20 protein-coding genes are annotated in these 19,368 nt (G+C 69.3%); 12 read left to right on the top strand and 8 right to left on the bottom strand.

Going from position 1 to position 19,368, the window contains the following annotated elements; genetic code table 11:
• Position 1 precedes the first annotated feature (1 nt).
• Positions 2–928 carry a cation diffusion facilitator family transporter gene (locus DFR74_RS11025; protein WP_067511004.1) on the bottom strand — a complete coding sequence of 309 codons (927 nt, stop codon included), beginning with the start codon at positions 926–928 and terminating at the stop codon, positions 2–4.
• 129 nt (positions 929–1,057) lie between these two features.
• Here DFR74_RS11025 and DFR74_RS11020 point away from each other — a divergent pair, with 129 nt between their 5' ends.
• On the top strand, positions 1,058–1,939 hold the full coding sequence (locus DFR74_RS11020; protein ID WP_067511003.1) for an alpha/beta fold hydrolase: 882 nt from the start codon (positions 1,058–1,060) through the stop codon (positions 1,937–1,939).
• Between the two features lie 28 nt (positions 1,940–1,967).
• Positions 1,968–2,879, top strand: coding sequence for an alpha/beta fold hydrolase (locus tag DFR74_RS11015; RefSeq protein WP_067511002.1), 912 nt, complete (start codon positions 1,968–1,970; stop codon positions 2,877–2,879).
• Positions 2,880–3,111: 232 nt separating this feature from the next.
• On the opposite strand, the gene DFR74_RS11010 is transcribed toward DFR74_RS11015, so the two are convergent.
• From DFR74_RS11010 to DFR74_RS10980, 7 genes are all read right to left on the bottom strand, one after another.
• Positions 3,112–4,041 (bottom strand): cation diffusion facilitator family transporter, encoded by a 930-nt coding sequence (locus DFR74_RS11010; protein WP_067511001.1) that lies wholly within the window; start codon positions 4,039–4,041, stop codon positions 3,112–3,114.
• A 69-nt stretch (positions 4,042–4,110) separates the two neighbouring features.
• Entirely contained in the window at positions 4,111–5,331 is a 1,221-nt protein-coding gene (gene manA, locus DFR74_RS11005; RefSeq protein ID WP_067511000.1) for a mannose-6-phosphate isomerase, class I, read from the bottom strand.
• A complete protein-coding gene (locus DFR74_RS11000; protein ID WP_113975091.1) occupies positions 5,331–6,548 on the bottom strand; it encodes a tobH protein in 1,218 nt (405 codons plus the stop codon). The genes manA and DFR74_RS11000 overlap by 1 nt, the downstream gene beginning before the upstream one ends.
• Positions 6,549–6,643: 95 nt before the next feature.
• Positions 6,644–8,020 carry a phosphomannomutase/phosphoglucomutase gene (locus tag DFR74_RS10995; RefSeq protein WP_067514002.1) on the bottom strand — a complete coding sequence of 459 codons (1,377 nt, stop codon included), beginning with the start codon at positions 8,018–8,020 and terminating at the stop codon, positions 6,644–6,646.
• Positions 8,021–8,392: 372 nt separating this feature from the next.
• Positions 8,393–8,770 (bottom strand): DUF3499 domain-containing protein, encoded by a 378-nt coding sequence (locus tag DFR74_RS10990; protein WP_067514027.1) that lies wholly within the window; start codon positions 8,768–8,770, stop codon positions 8,393–8,395.
• Positions 8,771–8,855: 85 nt separating this feature from the next.
• A complete protein-coding gene (locus DFR74_RS10985; protein WP_170160732.1) occupies positions 8,856–9,332 on the bottom strand; it encodes a metallopeptidase family protein in 477 nt (158 codons plus the stop codon).
• 79 nt (positions 9,333–9,411) lie between these two features.
• Positions 9,412–9,645 (bottom strand): WhiB family transcriptional regulator, encoded by a 234-nt coding sequence (locus DFR74_RS10980; RefSeq protein WP_040827503.1) that lies wholly within the window; start codon positions 9,643–9,645, stop codon positions 9,412–9,414.
• 490 nt (positions 9,646–10,135) lie between these two features.
• On the opposite strand from DFR74_RS10980, the gene cofD reads away from it, so the two are divergent.
• From cofD to ahcY, 10 genes are all read left to right on the top strand, one after another.
• Positions 10,136–11,134, top strand: a complete 999-nt coding sequence (cofD, locus tag DFR74_RS10975) for a 2-phospho-L-lactate transferase (protein WP_232331918.1) — start codon at positions 10,136–10,138, stop codon at positions 11,132–11,134.
• Positions 11,128–12,468 carry a coenzyme F420-0:L-glutamate ligase gene (locus tag DFR74_RS10970; RefSeq protein ID WP_067514003.1) on the top strand — a complete coding sequence of 447 codons (1,341 nt, stop codon included), beginning with the start codon at positions 11,128–11,130 and terminating at the stop codon, positions 12,466–12,468. Before cofD ends, DFR74_RS10970 begins: the two co-directional genes overlap by 7 nt.
• Positions 12,469–12,496: 28 nt before the next feature.
• The gene (locus DFR74_RS10965) at positions 12,497–13,015 is read left to right on the top strand and encodes an NUDIX hydrolase (protein WP_067514004.1); all 519 of its coding nucleotides are present in this window, start codon (positions 12,497–12,499) and stop codon (positions 13,013–13,015) included.
• 274 nt (positions 13,016–13,289) lie between these two features.
• Positions 13,290–14,525, top strand: coding sequence for an alkane 1-monooxygenase (locus tag DFR74_RS10960; protein ID WP_067514005.1), 1,236 nt, complete (start codon positions 13,290–13,292; stop codon positions 14,523–14,525).
• Positions 14,522–14,698: a rubredoxin gene (locus tag DFR74_RS10955; RefSeq protein WP_067514006.1), complete on the top strand. Its 177-nt coding sequence runs from the start codon at positions 14,522–14,524 to the stop codon at positions 14,696–14,698. Before DFR74_RS10960 ends, DFR74_RS10955 begins: the two co-directional genes overlap by 4 nt.
• Positions 14,695–14,877 (top strand): rubredoxin, encoded by a 183-nt coding sequence (locus DFR74_RS10950; RefSeq protein WP_067514007.1) that lies wholly within the window; start codon positions 14,695–14,697, stop codon positions 14,875–14,877. The genes DFR74_RS10955 and DFR74_RS10950 overlap by 4 nt, the downstream gene beginning before the upstream one ends.
• A 40-nt stretch (positions 14,878–14,917) precedes the next feature.
• Complete coding sequence (locus DFR74_RS10945; RefSeq protein ID WP_067514008.1) at positions 14,918–15,538, top strand: TetR/AcrR family transcriptional regulator; 621 nt, start codon at positions 14,918–14,920, stop codon at positions 15,536–15,538.
• Positions 15,539–15,775: 237 nt separating this feature from the next.
• Entirely contained in the window at positions 15,776–16,930 is a 1,155-nt protein-coding gene (locus DFR74_RS10940) for an alkane 1-monooxygenase (protein ID WP_067514009.1), read from the top strand.
• 75 nt (positions 16,931–17,005) lie between these two features.
• The gene (locus tag DFR74_RS10935; RefSeq protein ID WP_067514010.1) at positions 17,006–17,734 is read left to right on the top strand and encodes a lipase family alpha/beta hydrolase; all 729 of its coding nucleotides are present in this window, start codon (positions 17,006–17,008) and stop codon (positions 17,732–17,734) included.
• A 78-nt stretch (positions 17,735–17,812) separates the two neighbouring features.
• Positions 17,813–19,297 carry an adenosylhomocysteinase gene (gene ahcY, locus DFR74_RS10930; protein WP_067514011.1) on the top strand — a complete coding sequence of 495 codons (1,485 nt, stop codon included), beginning with the start codon at positions 17,813–17,815 and terminating at the stop codon, positions 19,295–19,297.
• Positions 19,298–19,368 lie beyond the last annotated feature (71 nt).

Below are 19,368 nucleotides of genomic sequence, written 5' to 3'. Positions count from 1 at the left end.
CTCACGTATCTGCACGCACCGCGCGATACAGGTCCGGTTCCAAGTACATCCGGTTCACGTGCGGCACCGCCGCGCGCACGCGGACTTCGGCGGCGTCGATGGCGGTGGCCACGGTGGCGATGTCGAGTCCGGGGACGATGGCGATCTTGGCGGCGACGAGCATGTCCTCGGGGCCGAGGTATTCGGTTTCCAGGTGGATGACGCGGTCGATGTGCTCGCCGTCGACGAGGTTGGCGCGGATGGCGGCGTATTCCGCCGGGGTGGCGCCCTCGCCGATGAGCAGGCTCTTCATCTCCACGATGAGCACCACCGCGATCGCGCCGAGCAGCACGCCGATGGCCAGGGTACCGATGCCGTCCCAGATCGGATCGCCGGTGAGCACGGTCAGCCCGACGCCCGCGAACGCGAACAGCAGGCCCACCAGCGCGCCGCTGTCCTCCAGCAGCACCACGGGCAGTTCCGGGTTGCGCGAGGTGCGGATGAATTCCCACCAGCTGGAACGTCCTTTGAGCGGCCGGGATTCGCGCCGCGCCGTCGCGAGGCTGAACGATTCCAGCGCCACCGCGACCCCGAGGATCACGATCGCGACCAGCGGCGACGTCAACTCTTCGGGCTCGCGGATCTTGCCGACGCCCTCGTAGATCGCGGCCAGCGACCCGAGCGAGAACAGCACCAGCGCCACCACGAACGCGTAGAAATACCGGTTGCGCCCGTAGCCGAAGGGATGCAACCGGTCCGGGCTCTGCGCCGCCCGCTTCTGCCCGAGCAGGAGCAGGAACTGATTCGACGTGTCGGCCACCGAGTGCACCGCCTCGGCCAGCATCGAGGACGACCCGGTGATCCCCGCGCCGATGAACTTCGCGATCGCGATCCCCGCATCCGCCGCCAGCGCCGCGAAGATCGCCGCCTTGCCTCCACTGGACGCCATGCGCGCGACGCTACCCGGACCGCCCCGCCCCGCGATCCCGACACGGCGGTCCCACCGCCCGATTTTGATGGTATGCATGTATCGCTTTAACTGATACGCTCATATCACATACTTGGAACAGGGGAGACCATGGCGAAAATCGGGCGGTTCACCAACGACAAGGCCGAGGCGGCGTTCCTCCGGGCCTACGACGCGATCTCCGCGCGGTGGCCGGTCCCATACACCGACCTCGATATCGAAACCTCTTTCGGCACAACGCGAGTACGCAAATCCGGGTCGGGCGACCACGCGCCGTTGGTGCTGCTGTCGGGCATGCCCGGCAATTGCCTGTTCTGGCAGCCGTTCATCGAGGAACTGGCGCGCGACCGGGTCGTCTACGCCCTCGACATCATGGGCTGGCCCGGCCGCTGTCGGCAGACCGCGCCGATCCGGGACCAGGACGACATCATCGGCTGGCTGGCGGAAACCCTCGACGGACTCGGCGTCGACCGCGTGCACCTCGCCGGATATTCCGTCGGCGCGTGGCTGGCCGCCCTGGTCGGAACGAAGCACTCGGATCGCCTCGCCAGCCTGAGCATGCTGGAACCGGGCGGCGCGACCTTCGCCAAACCGAAGTGGAGCCTGCTGCTGAAGCTCCTGGCGGCCGGGCTGTGGCCGACCGACAGGCGCATGCGTAAGATCGCGGCGCTGCTCACGCCGAGCGTCGCGCTCGACGACGAGGCGTGGGCGATGGCGAAGGCGGGCCGCAAATTCCGGCTCGCGCTGCCCTGGGAGCGTCCGCTCACCGACGACCAGCTGCGCGCCCTCACGGCCCCGCTACTGGTCCTCTTCGCCCGCGACACCGTCGTCAACGACCCCGAAATCGGCGCGCGCCGCCTCCGCGACCACGTACCCTCGGCCGACGTCGAGACCTACCCGGACGTCGGCCACGACCTGCTGTGGGCGCGCACCGACACGGTGATCCCCCGCTTCCTGGCCTTCGCTGCGAAACACGAACCAGCCCGGACCTGAGCGCTCGGATCGGAGGAAAGGGGAGACCATGGCGAAGATCGGACGGTTCCGGAACGCGACCGACGAGGCGGCGTTCCTGCGGGCGTACGAGGCGGTTGGCGCGGAGTGGCCGGTGTCGTTCACCGACCTCGATATCGAAACCTCGTTCGGCACAACGCGAGTGCGCAGGTCCGGGGAGGCTCCTGCGATCGGTGGGACGACGCGGGAAAGCGGACCGGCGCCGCTCATGCTGTTCCCGGGGATCACCGGCAACGGGATGGCGTCGCGGGGGTTCGTCGAGGAGTTGTCCAAGGACCGCGTCGTCTACACGCCCGACATCATGGGCTGGCCGGGCCGCTGCCGGCAGACCGCGCCCATCCTGGACCAGGCCGATATCACGCACTGGGTGGTGGAGGTCCTCGACGGGTTGGGCGTCGAGCGCGTGCACCTCGCGGGCGTCTCGTTCGGGGCGTGGATGGCAGGGGTGGTGGGCGCGCACCGCTCCGACCGGTTGGCGAGCGTGATCATGCTGGAGCCCAGCGGCGGTGCGTTCATCAGACCGCGCTTGTCCGTGCTGTGGAAGTTCCTGGTGGCGGGTCTCCGACCGACCGACGAGCGGATGCGCAAGCTGACTGAATGGCTCACGCCCGGACTCGAACTCGATGAGAACGAGCGGGCGATGGTGCGGGCCGGCCGCAAGTACCGGTTCGCGCTGCCGTGGGAGCGCCCGCTCACCGAGGATCAGCTGCGCGCCCTCACCGCTCCGCTGCTGGTCCTTTTCGGCGCAGCGACGGTGGTCAACGATCCGGAGGCCGTCGCCCGCCGCATCCGCGACCACATCCCCGCGGCCGACATCGAGGTCTACCCCGGCGTCGGCCACGAAATGCCGTGGGCCATCAAGGACAAGGTGATGCAGAGGCTGCTGGCGTTCGCCACGGAACACGACCCGGTCCGCACCTGAGTGCTGCGGCGGAACACGACCCGGTCCGAACGTGTGCGCTGTCGCGGAACACGACCCGGTCCGAACGTGAGCGTGCCGCGGAACACGCCTGGTCTGGACTCGAGCGTTGCCGCGGAACCTGCCCGGTCCGCACGTGCGCGTGCCGCGAAACACGACCCAGCCCGGACCTGAGCGTCGCCGCGAAATGACTTGCGCGCAACGACCGGAAGGCCGTATCCGGACGCGGCCTCGCTCACTTGGCCGGACTGTTCTCCGTGCGATACAGATCCGGCTCGATGTAGATGGTGCGCGCCGCGGGCACGGCCCGGCGCACCCGGGCCTCGGCGGCGTCGATGGCGGCCGCGATGGTGGCTATGTCGAGTCCCCGCACCACCGACACCTTGGCGGCGACCAGGATCTCCTCGGGGCCGATGTACTGGGTCTTGAGGTGGATCAGGCGGTCGATGCGCTCGCCGTCGACCAGGCTCTCGCGGATGGCGCGGTCCTCTTCGGGGGTGGCGCCCTCGCCGATGAGCAGGCTCTGCATCTCGATGATCAGGATGATCGCGATAACGCCGAGCAGCACGCCGATGCACAGGGTGCCGACGCCGTCCCACACCGGGTCGCCGGTGATCATCGTCAGGCCGACGCCGAACAGCGCCAGGATCAGGCCGACCAGCGCGCCCGTGTCCTCCAGCAGCACCACGGGCAGCTCGGGGCTGCGCGAGTTGCGGATGAACCGCCACCAGCTCGCGCCGCCCTTGAGCGGGCGGGATTCCTTCACCGCCGTCATGAAGCTGTAGGTCTCCAGCGCGATCGCGATCACCAGGATGACGATCGCGACGATCGGCGAGTTCAGCTCCTCGGGGTGCTGCACCTTGTGGATGCCCTCGTAGAGCGCGTACACCGAACCGAGGGTGAACAGCACCAGCGCAACGACGAACGAATAGAAGTACCGGTTGCGGCCGTACCCGAACGGGTGTAGCTCGGTGGCCTCCTTCGCGGCGGCGCGCTGGCCGTAGAGCAGCAGGGCCTGGTTGGAGGTATCGGCCACCGAGTGCACGCCCTCGGCCAGCATCGACGCCGATCCGGTGATCGCGGCGCCGACGAACTTCGCCACCGCGATACCCGCGTTCGCCACCAACGCGGCCAGAATCGCCTTCTTCCCACCGCTAGCCGACATGTCCGACCGCCCTCTCTCGTATGCGCGAACCTCGGTCAAGATAGCGCGCTCACGCCGGGACGTCTCGGTTCAGGCCCCCGGCCCGACGCACGCGCAGAAGACCTGGGCCGGTCCGTCCACGGTCTGGGCACGAATATCGTTGTCGGATGCCGAGATCCACGCGGCCGAGCCGCGGCCCAGGATCAGTTCGGTCTCGTCGCGCAGCAGTCGCACCGTGCCCCCGGTGCACAGCACGATGCCGGGGCCCGCCGACATGAGCGGCACCTGACCCGACCCCTCGGTGAGGTCGAAGCGGCGCAGCGCGAATTCCGGCGCGGGCGTGCGGTAGCGCACCGAGCCGTCGCCCGCGGGTTCGGGCAGCACGGCGGGCAGGTCGATGGGCTCGAAGTCCAGCACCCGCAACAGCTCCGGGACGTCGACGTGCTTGGGGGTGAGCCCGCCGCGCAGCACGTTGTCGGAGTTCGCCATGATCTCCACGCCAAGCCCGTGCAGGTAGGCGTGCAGGTTGCCGGCCGAAAGGTACAGGCCCTGACCGGGTTCCAGCGTCACGCGGTTGAGCAGCAGCGCCGCGAGCACGCCCGCGTCGCCCGGGTACACCTCGGCCAGTTCCAGCGCGGTGCGCGCCTCGGCGGCGAAGGGCCGCTTGCCTTTTCCGGACAGGTAGCGCACGCAGCCGTCCAGCACGGCGGGCAGCAGGGTGGCCAGCACCGGCTGCGGCAGCGTGATCCAGGTGGTGAACAGGGTGCGCAGGCCGGCCGAATCCGGTTGGGCGGCCAGCATATCCGCGTAGGAGACGAGCTGGGGCACCTCGAGCGCGCGGAACAGTTCGACCGTGCGGCGGGGTTCGCGGAACCCGGCCAGTGCCTCGAAACGGTCCAGTGCCACCACGAGTTCGGGCTTGTGGTTGTCGTCGCGATAGTTGCGCATCGGCGAATCCAGCGGCACCCGTGCGCGATTCTCGCGTTCGTAGCCCGCCTTCGCCTGCGCCGCCGAGGGATGCGCCTGTAGCGACAGCGGCTCCTCGGCCGCGAGGATCTTCAGCAGGAACGGCAGCTTGCCGCCGAATTCGCCCGCGACGGCGCCGAGTTCGCCCTCCGGATCGGCCGCCACCAGTTCCAGCAGCGACAGCGTGCCCTCGGCGGCTTTCACGTGCGCGGGGTCGGCGGGGTGCGCGCCGAACCAGAGTTCGGCCTCCGGATGAGCCGACGGGACCGGCCTTCCGCACAGCCGAGCGAGCGCGGTGCGCGAACCCCAAGCGTAGGAACGCAGTGCACCAACGAGTTCGTGCACTAGTAGCGTCCCCCGTCGTACTGGTCGCCGCCGTAGGGCGCTCGCGCGGAGGTGTCGGTGCCGTGCGAGCCGATCAGCCGCAGATAGGCGGCGGCCATCTCCAGGCGCAGCGCCAGCACCGCCAGCTGTTCGAGTTCGGTGCCGCGCGAGGGTGTTTCGGCGTCCTCGGGCGGGGTGGGTGCGGCCGGGTCGGTGAGCCCGCTGCGCAGCAGGTCCACATCGGCGCTCACCAGATCGGCGTCGACCAGGGCCGAGGAGTCGCCGCCGAAGACGGCGAGCCTGCGCCGCGCGGCCGACTGATCGGCGTCGGCGCTGAGCACGAACACCCGGACCCGCTCGACCGGTGCGGGACCGTCGAGTTCCTCGTCGTGGAACAGCGGATCGAAGTCGGGGGCCGCGGCGCCCGCGGCGGCGGTGAGCCGCGGCAGCGCCGCGACGGCCTCGGCCAGTTCGGCCTCGGCGGCCAGACGGCCCGCGGCCTGCAACAGCACCTCGGAACCGTGCCCGGCCAGCTCGGCCGCGGCGGGGGAGTCGCCCGCCAGCACCACACCGCGCTGCTGCATGCGCGCGGCCAGCGTCTTGGCGGGATTGTGGAAGACCTCGTTGTGCGGGCCGTCGCGCAACGCCTCCGCGTCCAGCACGTCGGCCAGCTCCGTCAGGTCCGGCACGGACGCGCCGGTGCGGCCCGGGTCCACCAGGCGCAGGACGGCGATTCCGGCCGCCAGATAGCGCAGCAGGCGGTTGTGATCGAGCACCGGGACCCGCGGCTCCAGCACGGCGGCGCGACCCGCCGCGACGGCGCGCAGCGGACCCTCCAGCGGTGCGGCCACGACCACCTCGGCGCCGCGGCGCAGCGCGCGGTCCACCGCGTCGATCAGGCGCGGATCGCCCGCGTCGTCCCCCGCGACGAGCACCACGTCCAGCGGGCCGACCCAGGGCGGCAGCGCCGACACCGGCACCACCGGCATGCCCGCCCGGTCGCCCAGCGCGGCCACCAGGATCGCCGCGGCGCGCGCCGCCCGCCCGGAACCGGAGACCAGTACCAGGCTGCGCGGGCGCAGATCGGTGAGGCGAGCCAGGGCCTGTTCGGCGACGGCTGCCGCCGTGGCCCGGACCTGGGCGCCGCCGGAGGCGGCCGAGCGCAGTGCGCCGCCGTTGTCGGCTGCCTCGAGCGAAGCGGCATCGTCGAGGTCGAGCACCGGTGTTCCCGCGATCATCTCCGCGTTCCACCTCCCCTCATCGCGCTGCGTCCGGATCGTCCACACCGAGCCCGGGTCGGGCGAATCCACTGTCTGTGATTCCACTATTCCAGTCAGGACCGGACGATGCCCAGAATCTCGGTTACGAGTGCGTCTACTTCCTCCGGCGATCGGGCCTCGACGTTGAGACGCAGCAGCGGTTCGGTGTTGGAGGCGCGCAGGTTGAACCAGGCGTGGTCGGCCAGCTGCACCGTGACGCCGTCCAGCCGGTCCACCGACTGCGCCCGGTCGCCGAAGGCGTCCAGCACCGCCATCGTCCGCGCGGCGGCGTCGTCGACCGTGGAGTTGATCTCCCCGGAGGCGGCGTAGGTGGTGTAGGCGGCCATCAGCTCCGACACCGGGCGGTCCTTCTCCCCGAGCGCGGCCAGCACATGCAGCGCGGCGAGCATGCCGGAGTCGGCGCCCCAGAAATCGCGGAAGTAGTAGTGCGCGGAATGCTCGCCGCCGAACACCGCGCCGGTGGCGGCCATCTGCTGCTTGATGAACGAGTGCCCGACCCGGGTGCGCACCGGCGTGCCGCCCAGTTCGTGCACCAGCTCGGGTACGGCGCGCGAGGTGATCAGGTTGTGGATGATGGTGGCGCCCGGCTCCTTGGCGAGCTCGCGCTCGGCGACCAGCGCGGTGATCGCGGACGGCGAGACCGGCTCGCCCAACTCGTCCACCACGAAGCAGCGGTCGGCGTCGCCGTCGAAGGCCAGGCCGATGTCGGCGCCGGACTCGCGCACCAGGCGCTGCAGGTCCACCAGGTTCTTCGGGTCGAGGGGGTTGGCCTCGTGGTTGGGGAAGGTGCCGTCCAGCTCGAAGTAGAGCGGCACGATCGTGATGGGGGCGAGCGTGCCGAGCACCTCGGGCACCGTGTGCCCGCCCATGCCGTTGCCCGCGTCCACCGCGATGGTGAGGGGGCGGATGTTCTCCAGGTCGACCAGGCCGCGCAGGAACTTCGCGTAGTCGGCGAGCAGGTCGACCCGGCTCTCGCCGCCGCGCGGGCCGTCGTGCGCGGGCACGCCCGCGATCACTTCGTCTTTGATGGTCGCCAGGCCGGTGTCCTGCCCGACCGGCAGCGCGTTGGCGCGGCACAGCTTGATGCCGTTGTAGCGGGCCGGATTGTGGCTCGCGGTGAACATGGCGCCGGGGCAGCCGAGGTGGCCGGAGGCGAAATACAGCTGATCGGTGGAGGCCAGGCCGATGTGCACCACATCCAGGCCCTGCTCGCGCACGCCCTCGGCGAACGCCTCGGACAGTTCGGGGGAGGAGGCGCGCATATCGTGGCCGATCACCACGCGGGTGGCGCCCTCGGCGCGCATCAGCCGGGCGAACGAGGCGCCCACGTCACCGACGAACCGCGCGTCGATCTGTTCACCGACCACACCGCGAACGTCGTAAGCCTTGATCACCGCGTTCACGAATTCGGCAGAGCGGGCGACTGTCATGGCACCTACCCTAGTGTGCCCGCGCGCGGGGCCGGGACGGTCCCTGCCGGGCGGCCCGATTTCCGCTTGCCGCGCGGTTGGCGGGCGGCGATACGGCGGGTGGCGGACGCTCCGGGAGATCCGGGCGCGCAGTCGGTTTCGGCGTTTCGTCCGGTTGGGGGACTGTGTGTGCTCGGGCGGGAGGTGAGCGGAACCGCGCGCGGCCGGGCGTCGAGGCGATCCGTTGTCGCGGAGTCGATGTGGGGAGTGGCGGGCCGCTGGAGGTCAGGGGTGCGGCAGGAGGTCGGGGTGCGGCGGCTCGGATCCGCGAATGCTCGACGGCGGGCCGGGATCTCAGCGGGAGGTGGAGGCCAGGGCGGGATCCGCGGAGGATCAGTTGGGCGGATCGGGCAGGACCCGTAGATGGCCGCGGCGGCCGGTGCGCGTGGGGCGCGGCGGCGGGGGCGCGTAGTCGCGGTAACCGCGCTGATCGGGTTCCGGGGGGCGGCGGCGCAGTCCGGCTTCGCGGACGGCCTCGGCCAGTGCGGTCAGATCGTCGTCGTCCGGGGTGGTGGAGAACCCGCCCTCGTGGCGGACCAGTTCCCAGCCCTTCGGGGCGGTGATCCGGGAGGCGTGGGTTTCGCACAGATCCCAGGAGTGCGGTTCGGCCACCGTCGCGAGCGGGCCGACCACCGCGGTCGAGTCCGAGTACACATAGGTGAGCGTCGCGACGGCCGGGTTCTTGCAGCCGGGTCGGCAGCAACGACGCATGGGGATCACGCCGATGAGAGTAACCCCCTCGACCCCCGGATGTGGACAGACACGCGGGTGCGAGTCTCGGCTCACACCGGTGTTCTCACGCCTCGGGATCGATGAGATCGGGATCCACGCCCAGATACGTCGCGATCTGCTGGACGAGCACCTCGCGCAGCAGGTCGACCAGATCGTCGGGATCGCCCGCGCGCAACTCCAGCGGCTTGCGGAACAGGACCACGCGCGCCCGGGTGGCCTGGCCGTGCCGGTCCACGCCGGCGGGCACCAGGCGCGACAGCGGCACCGGGCCGTCGGCCACCACCTCGTCGGGCCAGGTGACCGTATCGGGATGCAGCGGGCGGATTTTCGGCACGTCGTCGACGGCGATGTCGAGCTTGGTGAGCCGGTCGTGCCAGCGACTGTCGAGCGGGGCGAACGCCTCCAGCACCAGCCGGTCGAACTGCTGGCCGCGGGTTCGCCACGCGGGGACGGTGGGGGGCAGCATGGGCCCGCGCACACCGCGGCCGCGCCGGATCACCGAACGCGCGGTCGGCGGTCGTCGATTGCGGGAACGGGACATGCTCCGAATCTAGGGGAATCAGGGCACCGGGGTGAACTCGCACCGACCCCGCCGCGGAGGCCGGTGCGACACCGTACTGTCAGCCGATGCCGCGCTTGAGGCGACGACGCTCCCGCTCGGAGAGGCCGCCCCAGATGCCGAAGCGCTCATCGTGGGCGAGGGCGTATTCCAGGCACTCGTCGCGTACCTCGCAGCCCATGCAGATCCGTTTCGCCTCGCGGGTCGAGCCGCCCTTCTCGGGGAAGAACGCCTCCGGATCGGTCTGCGCGCACAGGGCACGCTCCTGCCACTGCTCCTCGATGGTGTCGAACATCTCGTCGAAGCCGGTCACGACCAGGCTGAGCCGGGGTGTCGGCACCGCGTCACCGCCGTCGTGCTCGCTTCGGTCGATGTCTGCGCAGACGCCACGTGCTGCGCCTGCTGTGGAATCGCTTCGCGAGACCATGTCTTCGGTCATCGCTCCGCCTCCTCACTGTGTGTTAGCGCAGAATGATTCTTTCCGCCGGATCAACGCGCACACCGGCGGCCGTACCCCGCGACGTTGTCCCGCGGACATCCCCGAGCTCGCCATCCCGATGCGAACATCCGTTCGAAAAGCCGTCCGCGCCTTGCCCTCTCGCGCGAACCCGGAATGACATGACTGTGATTAGACACGCCGTACGTGTCGATGGTCAAGCTGCCGACACTATTCCGTTACTATCCGCGACCGATTTCCGCGCTGATCTTGATGGGCGCAATAGCAAATGAGCAGCAAATATGGTGTGAACGGAGTGCGTCACGGGTACCGCATAGGCTGTGCGGATGTGACTGGACAACAAGCGGACATCGCGCCCGCGACCGAGCCGAAGATCGTCGTCCTGGTCGGCGGCGTCGGCGGTGCGCGCTTCCTGCAGGGCGTGCGCGAACTGCTGCCCGGCGCGGAGGTCGCGGCGATCGTGAACGTGGGCGACGACGTCTGGATGCACGGCCTTCGTATCTGTCCCGACCTGGACACCTGCATGTACACCCTGGGTGGCGGGATCGACACCGGGCGCGGCTGGGGCCGGATCGACGAGACCTGGCACGCCAAGGAGGAACTGGCGAAATACCACGCGCAGCCGGATTGGTTCGGCCTGGGCGACCGGGATATCGCCACCCACCTGATCCGCACCGAAATGCTGCGCGCCGGCTACCCCCTCTCGGCGGTCACCGAGGCTCTGTGCAATCGCTGGCAACCCGGCGTGAAGCTGATCCCGGCGACCGACGATCGGTGTGAAACGCATGTCGTTGTGAGCGATCCGGACAACCCTGGCGAACGTCGCGCGATCCATTTCCAGGAGTGGTGGGTGCGCTACCGCGCGAACATCGAGACCCATGGATTCGCCACAATCGGGGCCGAGGAGGCCAAACCCGCGCCCAATGTGATCGATCTCATAGAGTCGGCCGACGCCGTGCTGCTGGCCCCGTCCAACCCCGTGGTGAGCATCGGGTCCATCCTCGCGGTGCCCGGCATTCGTGGCGCGCTGCGCACCACGCCGGCGAAGGTCATCGGGGTGTCGGGCGTGATCGACGGAAAACCGTTGCGCGGCATGGCCGATGAGTGCCTGTCGGTGATCGGGGTGGAGACCACGGCCGAGGCCGTCGGCCGGCACTACGGCGCCCGGGCCACCACCGGTATTCTCGACGGCTGGCTCATCCACACCACTGACACCGCCGACGTGCCGGGCGTGGAGGTGCGCAGCGTGCCCTTGCTCATGACCGACCCGCCCACCACGGCCGAAATCGTGCGTGCGGCACTGGATCTCGCGGGAGTGAAGTGGTGAACGACCACGCGGCGGGGGAGCTGACCATCCGCCCGATCACCGGACTGCCGGAGTTCCGGCCCGGGGACGACCTCGGCGAGCGCATCGCCGCCGCCGCGCCGTGGCTGGCCGACGGCGACATCCTGGTGGTGACGAGCAAGATCGTCGCCAAGGCGGAGGGCAGGATCGTCACCGCCCCAACCGATCCCGAGGAGCGCGACAGCGCGCGGCGGGCGCTGGTCGACCAGGAGGCGGTGCGCGTGCTCGCGCGCAAGGGCCGCACCCTGATCACCGAGAACAAGCTCGGCATCGTGCAGGCCGCCTCGGGCGTGGACGGCTCCAACGTGGAGCAGGGCGAGCTGGTGTTGTTGCCCGCCGACCCCGACGGCAGCGCGAAAGCGTTGCGCACGGCGATCTTCGAGCGCTTGGGGGTGACGGTCGCGGTGGTCGTCACCGACACCATGGGCCGCGCGTGGCGCAACGGGCAGATCGACGCCGCGATCGGCGCGGCCGGGCTGCGGGTGCTGCACGACTACGCGGGCGCGGTGGACGGACAGGGCAACGAACTGCACGTCACCCAGGTGGCCATCGCCGATGAACTGGCCGCCGCGGCCGATCTGGTGAAGGGCAAGCTGGGCGGCGTGCCCGTCGCGGTGGTGCGCGGGCTGCCCGTCACCGATGACGGGTCCAGCGCCGCGGATCTGCTGCGCGGCGGGGAAGAGGATCTGTTCTGGCTCGGCACGGCGGAGGCGATCGAGCTGGGCCGGCGCCAAGCCGTGCTGTTGCGACGATCGGTGCGCCAATTCGCCGACACCCCTGTCGATCCCGAGCGGATCCGCGCGGCGGTGTCGGTGGCGCTGACGGCGCCGGCGCCGCACCATACGCGGCCGGTGCGGTTCGTGTGGGTGCGCGATCCGGAGAAGCGGGCCCGGCTGCTGAACGCTATGGCGGACAAGTGGCGCGCCGACCTCGCCGGGGACGGTCTGGACCCCGAGCGCGTCGAACGCCGGGTGGGGCGCGGGCAGATTCTGCGCGACGCCCCCGAGGTGATCATTCCGGTGTGCGTGCCCGACGGGGCGCACGACTATCCCGACGAGCGTCGCCGCGCGGCCGAGCGCACCATGTTCACCGTCGCCGTGGGCGCGGCCGTGCAGGGCCTGCTCGTGGCGCTGGCGACCGAAGGCATCGGCAGCTGCTGGATCGGGTCCACCATCTTCGCCCCGGAGATCACCCGCGAGGTGCTGGGCCTGGAGTCCGACTGGAACCCGTTGGGCGCCATCGCGATCGGACACCCGCTCGAGGAGCTGGCTCCGCGTACGCCTGTGCCCTCCGGGGCGGGGCTGGTGGAGCTGTGAGTGGTGCGCCCGCGGCGAGGTGCCCCCGATGAGCGCCGAGTCGTTGCACGCCTCCGCGACCGAACTGCTCGAATCCTGGTCGCCGAGTGCGGGTTCCGATCAATCGCTGCGTGAGGCGATGCTCGCGTTCCTCGGTTCCGCACCGCGCGGCTGCCTACGCGAACATGCCCCCGGGCACATCACGGCCTCGGCGCTGGTGTTCTCCCATGACGGCGGCGAGATCCTGCTGACCCTGCACCCCAGGGTCGGCCGCTGGATCCAGCTCGGCGGGCACTGCGAGGAGTCCGACGACACCGTGTCCGCCGCCGCGTTCCGCGAGGCCACCGAGGAATCCGGCATCGCGGGCCTGCGCCTCGAACCCGGTCTCTACGGCGCCCAGGCCCACCCCATCACCTGCTCCCTCGGCCGGCCCACCCGCCACCTCGACCTCCTGTTCCGCATCACCGCCCCGCCCGGCGCCGTCCCGATCCGCAGCGCGGAGTCCACCGACCTGCGCTGGTGGCCGGTCGACGCCCTGCCCGCCGACGCGGACGTGCTCCTGCGCTGACGGGCTCGCGCGGCCGGGCGTCGGCCCGCTCCGTCCTTCCCGCACGCCGGGATCGGTTCAGCCATCAGCCGACCGGCAACCGGCGACCTTGCACGCCCCGTTCGGTCCACGCGCCGAACCGGGCGTGCCCCGTTTTGTCCACGTCACAAGAACCCCACCCGTCACAACTTTACAAATCTTGTCATTTGTATAGACAGACGACAGTCGGCGTTCTACTGTCAAAAGCAGGATGTTGTGCGCGTCACAGCGTGACGCCGCGTGATGGGAGACAACGATGTCGACGGAAGCCGACGCGCCGGATCGCCCGGTCGAGGTTCCGGCCTGGCGGGACCGCAAGCGCTACTGGTGGCTGTGGGGGCTGTTCGCGCCGACCGGACTGTTCACGATCGGGCTGCCGATGATCTGGGCGCTCAATCAGCTGGGGTGGACCGAACTCGCGCACGTGCCGTTCTGGCTCGGGCCGATCCTGGTGTACCTGGTGATCCCGCTGGCCGACATCTTCTTCGGCCCCGACGGGGACAACCCGCCCGACGAGGTCATGGAGTACCTGGAGAACGACAGGTACTACCGCTACCTCACCTACCTGTACCTGCCGTTCCAGTACGCCTCGCTGATCATGGCCTGCTACCTGATCACCGCGGGCGATCTGTCCTGGCTCGGCATCGACGGCGGGCTGCACGTGGCCGACAAGATCGGCATCGCCATCACCGTCGGCATGATCGGCGGCATCGGCATCAACACCGCCCACGAACTCGGGCACAAGAAGGTCGATCTGGAGCGCTGGCTCTCGCGCATCGCGCTGGCCCAGTCCTTCTACGGCCACTTCTACATCGAGCACAACCGCGGCCATCACGTGCGCGTCGCCACCCCCGAGGATCCGGCGAGTTCCCGTGTGGGCGAGACCTTCTGGGCGTTCTGGCCGCGCACCGTGTGGGGCAGCCTGAAGTCCGCGTGGCACCTGGAGAAGGCGCGATTGGAGCGGCTGGGCAAGAAGCCGTGGTCGCGGCACAACGAGGTGCTCTCGGCGTGGGCGATGTCGGTGGTGCTGTACGCGGCGCTGGTCGCGGTGTTCGGGCTCGAGGTGCTGCCATACCTGATCCTGCAGGCGGTAGTGGGATTCAGCCTGCTCGAGGCGGTCAACTACCTCGAGCACTACGGGCTGGTGCGCCAGCGCACCGCGTCGGGCCGGTACGAGCGGCCCGCCCCGACGCACAGCTGGAACAGCGACCACATCGTCACCAATATCTTCCTGTACCACCTGCAGCGGCACAGCGATCACCACGCCTACCCGACGCGGCGTTACCAGACGCTGCGCAGCTGGGACGGCGCGCCGAACCTGCCCAGCGGCTACGCGAGCATGATCCTGCTGGCCTACTTTCCGCCGCTGTGGCGCAAGGTGATGGACAAGCGGGTGCTCGCGCACTACGACGGCGACATCACCCGCGCCAATATCCATCCGGCCAAGCGCGAGCGGGTGCTCGCGCGCTACGGGGCGCAGGAGCGGGCATGAGTTCGTATCGCTGTCCGGTGTGCGACTACGTCTTCGACGAAGCGAAAGGCGCGCCGCACGAGGGCTTCCCGCCCGGCACGTCGTGGGACGCGGTGCCCGACGATTGGAACTGCCCGGATTGTGGCGTTCGCGACAAGATCGACTTCGAACCGGTGGAGGTGTCGAGCAAGTGACCGAGTACAAGCTCTTCCAGTGCATCCAGTGCGGTTTCGAGTACGACGAGGCGAAAGGCTGGCCGGAGGACGGCATCGCGCCGGGCACCCGGTGGGACGACATCCCCGACGACTGGACCTGTCCGGACTGCGGCGCGGCCAAGGCCGACTTCTTCATGGTCGAGATCGAGCGGTCGTGAGATTTTGACTGCGGCCGATGCCCGTGACAACCTCGCGGGTATGCCGCGCACAGGTCCGAGGGTCCCGTATCAGGAGGCGGCGCGGGAACTGCTGCGCGCCTCCGTCCTCGACGCGATGCGCGAACTGCTCACCGAACGCGACTGGTCCAAGATCACCCTCGGCGACGTGGCCGGCCGCGCCGGGGTGAGCAGGCAGACGCTCTACAACGAGTTCGGTTCCCGCTCCGGCTTGGCGCAGGCCTACGCGCTGCGGCTGGCCGACGACCTGGTCGACCACGTGCGCGCCGCCATCGCGGGCAATGTGGGTGATGTGCGGGCCGCGTTCCGGGAGGGGCTGTCGGGCTTCTTCCTGGACGCGGCGTCCGACCCGCTGGTCCGGTCGTTGCTGGCCGGCGAGGTGAAACTGGATCTGCTGCGCCTGATCACGCTGGACGCGGGGCCGCTGCTCGAGCACGCCGGTGCGCGGTTGGCCTCGGTGTTCGAGCACAGCTGGGTGAACGCGACGGCGGAACAGTCGCGGATCCTGGCGCACGCCGTGGTCCGCATCGCGCTCAGCTACATCCCGACTCCGCCCGCCCCGGGCAGCAACGCCCCGTCCGAACTCGCGGAGTTGCTGGGTCCGTACGTCGAGGCGATTCTCGCCGCGCGCGAAGTTCGCTGAACGGTTCCGGGCTCGGCGAACCCCGAGTTGCTCCGCCTCTCACCATATTTGAACTTTGCTCATTTCTGATTTGCGCGCAGTGTGCCGTGTCGCGGGTCACAGGTGAACCCGCTCAAAAACCGACCACCACGGTTGTAACCGTCACCACGTTTGAAGCGATGGACCCTGTGTGGGAGACGTAAGGTCTGTCAGTATTCTCGTATAGCTGAGTCAGGGTCTTTTTTTAGCGGGGCAAACGTGCAAACGGTTGGCAAACCGGCGGGATCACCCGATCCCAAACGCCATCTGTGGGTTCTCGGCCTGATCGCGCCCGCGTCCGCGTTGCTGCCCTCGCAGTTGGTGCTCCACACCGGCTCCGAGGTCTTCTGGTGGATCGGTCCGATCATCGTGCTGGTGGCCATTCCGGTCCTGGACTGGGTGGTCGGCGAGGACGGCAGCAACCCCCGCGACGAGGACTATGAACTGCTGTCCAACGATCGCTACTACCGCTGGTGCACCTTCATTTTCCTCCCGATCCAGATGATCGGCCTGATGATCGCCTCCTATATGTGGGCGGGCGACGACCTCAGCGTGGTCGACAAGCTCGGCCTGGCCGCGACGCTCGGTTTCGTCAGCGGCATCGGCATCAACGCCGCGCACGAACTGGGCCACCGCGTCGAGCACCTGGAGCGATGGCTGGCCAAGATCGCGCTGGCGCAGTCGGCCTACGGCCACTTCTTCGTCGAGCACAACCGCGGCCACCACGTGCGCGTCGCCACCCCGGACGATCCGGCGAGCGCCCGGCTGGGTGAGTCGCTCTATGAATTCCTGCCGCGCACGGTCGCGGGCGGCTTCCGGTCCGCGCTGAGGCTGGAGAAGGAGCGGCTGGCGCGCAAGGGCAAGGGCTGGTGGTCGCTCGACAACCACATCCTGCAGGCGTGGTCGATGACGCTGGTGCTCTTCGGCGGACTGGTCGTGGCCTTCGGCCCGAAGGTGCTGCCGTGGCTGCTGCTGCAAGCCGCGATCGGCGCGCTGCTGCTGGAGACGGTGAACTACGTCGAGCACTACGGTCTGCTGCGCGAACGCAGGCCCAACGGGCACTGGGCCCGCTGCTCCCCGCGCGACAGCTGGAACAGCGACCGGCTGGTCACCAATATCTTCCTGTTCCACCTGCAGCGGCACAGCGACCACCACGCCAACCCGGGCCGTCGCTACCAGACGCTGCGCACTTCGGAGCAGGCGCCGCAACTGCCCGGCGGGTACGCGAGCATGATCGTGTTCGCCGCCATCCCGCCGCTGTGGCGCCGGATCATGGATCACCGGGTGCTCGAGCACTACGGCGGCGACGTGACCCGCGCGAACATCCAGCCGCGCAAGCGTGAGAAGCTGCTGGCCCAGCACGGTGTGGGCTGACTCCCACTTTCCCGACGGTGCCGCCGCCGCTTGGTAACCTTCCGGCACACATCGTGCTCAGGTAAGGCTCAGCTGATGATGAAGCGGATTCTGTTCTTCGTGCTCGTCGCGGCGGGTCTCGCGGCGCCCGCGCACGCGCAGGACCCGTCGCGCGGCGTGGTGGTGATCGTGCCCGGTCAGTATCTCGGCGCGCTGCCGTACCAGCCGATGGCCGAGATGTTGCGCCGCGCGGGCTACACCCCGATCGTGCTGGATCTCGAGGGATTCGACCTCGCCGCCGAGGCGCCCGTCATCGGCGCGGCCGTCGCCGCCGCCCGCGCGGACCATCCCGGCGTGCCCGTCTCGCTCGTGACGCACAGCATCGGCTCCGTCAGCGCCCGCTACTACCTGCGCAATCTCGGCGGCACCGAGTCGGTGGCGACCTACGTGTCCATCGGTGCGCCGCAATACGGTTCGCCCGGCGCGTGCGGCCAGCCCGTCGGCGCGGAGGTGTGCCCGGGCACCGACTTCATGGCCGCGCTCAACGAGGGCGACGACACCCCCGGCGACACCGCCTACTACTCGATCCGCAGCGAGCGCGAGTGGACCACCGGCGACCTCGACGGCGGACAGTGCCGGCTGACGCCCTTCGCCACGCTCGGCAACGGCGGCCTCGACCACAGCCTCGAACCGGTGCTGCCGGTCGTGTGGGAGCAGGTGCGCGCCGCGCTGAACGGTGACTGCGCGGGCGAATTCGCCGACGATCCGGACGGATCGGTCACCGCCGAGTCCAGCCTCTGGCCCAGCGGCATCCCCTTCGGCTGACCCGTCGGCGGTCGCGCCACACCGGCCGGGACACAACGGCTAGCCTTGCTTCGGTACAGCCGAACCATGGAGAGGCAGATGACGACCTCAGAACTTCCCGCACGTGTGTCCCTGACCCCCGATGTCCGCAACGGCATCGACTACAAGGTGGCGGACCTGTCGCTGGCCGAGTTCGGCCGCAAGGAGATCCGGCTCGCCGAGCACGAGATGCCCGGTCTGATGGCGCTGCGGCGCGAGTACGCCGAGGTGCAGCCGTTGCAGGGGGCGCGGATCTCGGGCTCGCTGCACATGACGGTGCAGACCGCGGTGCTGATCGAGACCCTGACTTCGCTGGGCGCGCAGGTCCGGTGGGCCTCGTGCAACATTTTCTCGACCCAGGATCACGCCGCCGCGGCGGTGGTGGTGGGCCCGCACGGCACGGTGGACGAGCCGAAGGGCACCCCGGTGTTCGCCTGGAAGGGCGAGACGCTGGAGGAGTACTGGTGGGCGGCCGAGCAGATGCTGACCTGGCCCGGCGAGCCGGCCAACATGATCCTCGACGACGGTGGTGACGCCACCATGCTCGTGCTGCGCGGCGCGCAGTTCGAGAAGGCCGGTGTGGTGCCGCCCGAGGAGGAGGAGCACTCCGCCGAGTACAAGGTGTTCCTGAACCTGCTGCGCGAGCGTTTCGAGACCGACAAGGGCAAGTGGTCGGCGATCGCGGAGAGCGTGCAGGGTGTCACCGAGGAGACCACCACCGGTGTGCTGCGCCTGTACCAGTTCGCGGCGGCGGGGGAGCTGGTGTTCCCGGCGATCAACGTCAACGACTCGGTGACCAAGTCGAAGTTCGACAACAAGTACGGCACCCGGCACTCGCTGATCGACGGCATCAACCGCGGCACCGACGTGCTGATCGGCGGTAAGAAGGTGCTGATCTGCGGGTACGGCGATGTCGGCAAGGGGTGCGCGGAGTCGCTGGCCGGGCAGGGCGCGCGGGTGCAGGTCACCGAGATCGACCCGATCAACGCGTTGCAGGCGCTGATGGACGGCTACGACGTGGTCACCGTGGAGCAGGCGATCGGCGGCGCCGATATCGTCATCACCTCGACCGGCAACAAGGACATCATCACCCTCGACCATATGAAGGCGATGAAGGACCAGGCCATCCTGGGCAATATCGGGCATTTCGACAACGAGATCGATATGGCCGCCCTGGAACGGTCCGGCGCCACGCGTTTGAACATCAAACCGCAGGTCGACTTGTGGACTTTCGGTGAGTCGGGCAAGTCCATCATCGTGCTCTCGGAAGGGCGTCTGCTCAATCTCGGCAACGCGACCGGGCACCCCTCGTTCGTGATGTCGAACAGTTTCTCCAACCAGGTGATCGCGCAGATCGAGTTGTGGACCAAGCCCGAGCAGTACGACAACGAGGTCTACCGGCTGCCCAAGCACCTGGACGAGAAGGTCGCGCGCATCCACGTCGAAGCGCTCGGCGGCACGCTGACCAAGCTCACCAAGGACCAGGCCGAGTACATCGGCGTCGACGTCGAGGGCCCCTACAAGCCCGAGCACTACCGGTACTGACATTTCCGGTCGATCTGTGACAGGCCCGGCGGCATCGCACCGCCGGGCCTTTCGCGTATTGCGTTGGCGCG

This window comes from Nocardia puris (assembly GCF_003315035.1).
GTDB lineage: Bacteria > Actinomycetota > Actinomycetes > Mycobacteriales > Mycobacteriaceae > Nocardia > Nocardia puris.
Note: the sequence above shows the minus strand (reverse complement) of the source record. Positions and strands in the feature narration are given on the sequence as shown.

Excerpts from the sequence above, each read along its gene's own strand:
- DFR74_RS11000 (WP_113975091.1), bottom strand. The coding sequence starts at position 6,548 with ATGATCGCGGGAACACCGGTGCTCGACCTCGACGATGCCGCTTCGCTC.
- DFR74_RS10985 (WP_170160732.1), bottom strand. The coding sequence starts at position 9,332 with ATGTCCCGTTCCCGCAATCGACGACCGCCGACCGCGCGTTCGGTGATC.
- ahcY (WP_067514011.1), top strand. The coding sequence starts at position 17,813 with ATGACGACCTCAGAACTTCCCGCACGTGTGTCCCTGACCCCCGATGTC.
- DFR74_RS10995 (WP_067514002.1), bottom strand. The coding sequence starts at position 8,020 with ATGACAGTCGCCCGCTCTGCCGAATTCGTGAACGCGGTGATCAAGGCT.
- DFR74_RS11010 (WP_067511001.1), bottom strand. The coding sequence starts at position 4,041 with ATGTCGGCTAGCGGTGGGAAGAAGGCGATTCTGGCCGCGTTGGTGGCG.
- DFR74_RS11020 (WP_067511003.1), top strand. The coding sequence starts at position 1,058 with ATGGCGAAAATCGGGCGGTTCACCAACGACAAGGCCGAGGCGGCGTTC.
- DFR74_RS10960 (WP_067514005.1), top strand. The coding sequence starts at position 13,290 with ATGTCGACGGAAGCCGACGCGCCGGATCGCCCGGTCGAGGTTCCGGCC.
- DFR74_RS10990 (WP_067514027.1), bottom strand. The coding sequence starts at position 8,770 with ATGCGTCGTTGCTGCCGACCCGGCTGCAAGAACCCGGCCGTCGCGACG.
- DFR74_RS10980 (WP_040827503.1), bottom strand. The coding sequence starts at position 9,645 with ATGTTCGACACCATCGAGGAGCAGTGGCAGGAGCGTGCCCTGTGCGCG.
- DFR74_RS10965 (WP_067514004.1), top strand. The coding sequence starts at position 12,497 with ATGAGCGCCGAGTCGTTGCACGCCTCCGCGACCGAACTGCTCGAATCC.
- DFR74_RS10935 (WP_067514010.1), top strand. The coding sequence starts at position 17,006 with ATGATGAAGCGGATTCTGTTCTTCGTGCTCGTCGCGGCGGGTCTCGCG.
- DFR74_RS11015 (WP_067511002.1), top strand. The coding sequence starts at position 1,968 with ATGGCGAAGATCGGACGGTTCCGGAACGCGACCGACGAGGCGGCGTTC.
- DFR74_RS10945 (WP_067514008.1), top strand. The coding sequence starts at position 14,918 with ATGCCGCGCACAGGTCCGAGGGTCCCGTATCAGGAGGCGGCGCGGGAA.
- DFR74_RS10955 (WP_067514006.1), top strand. The coding sequence starts at position 14,522 with ATGAGTTCGTATCGCTGTCCGGTGTGCGACTACGTCTTCGACGAAGCG.
- DFR74_RS11025 (WP_067511004.1), bottom strand. The coding sequence starts at position 928 with ATGGCGTCCAGTGGAGGCAAGGCGGCGATCTTCGCGGCGCTGGCGGCG.